Origin of the sequence: Pseudomonas sp. SIMBA_068, from assembly GCF_046534705.1 — a bacterium.
GTDB classification, from domain to species: Bacteria; Pseudomonadota; Gammaproteobacteria; order Pseudomonadales; family Pseudomonadaceae; genus Aquipseudomonas; species Aquipseudomonas putida.
Window position 1 is genome coordinate 1 of the sequence record NZ_JAWRYI010000162.1, and the last position, 349, is coordinate 349.

Sequence of the window (349 nt, forward strand, 5' to 3'; positions counted from 1 at the left end):
CGGTACTGGTGGAAAGCGCCACCCTGGGCGGCGGGCAAAGCGTGAAGTCGCAGGGAATCATTCACGGCGGGGCGAAATATGCCCTGCACGGCGCCCTCACCGGCGCGTCCGAAGCCATTGCCGACATGCCGCGCCGCTGGCGTGAAGCCCTGGCAGGAACGGGCGAGCTGGATTTGTCCGGCGTACGCTTGCTGTCCGAAGCCCACTATCTATGGTCCCCCGGCACGCTCGCCGGCAACCTCACCAGCTTCTTTGCCAGCAAGGCCGTGCGCGGGCGTGTGGACCAGGTCAAAGGCGACGAGTTGCCCCTTGCCCTGCAAGATCGCCGCTTCAAGGGCAAGGTCTATCG

General features: G+C 65.9%; 1 pseudogene. It reads left to right on the forward strand.

Going from position 1 to position 349, the window contains the following annotated elements:
* Positions 1-349, forward strand: a pseudogene (locus tag SB756_RS28660) (FAD-dependent oxidoreductase); the annotation flags it as partial.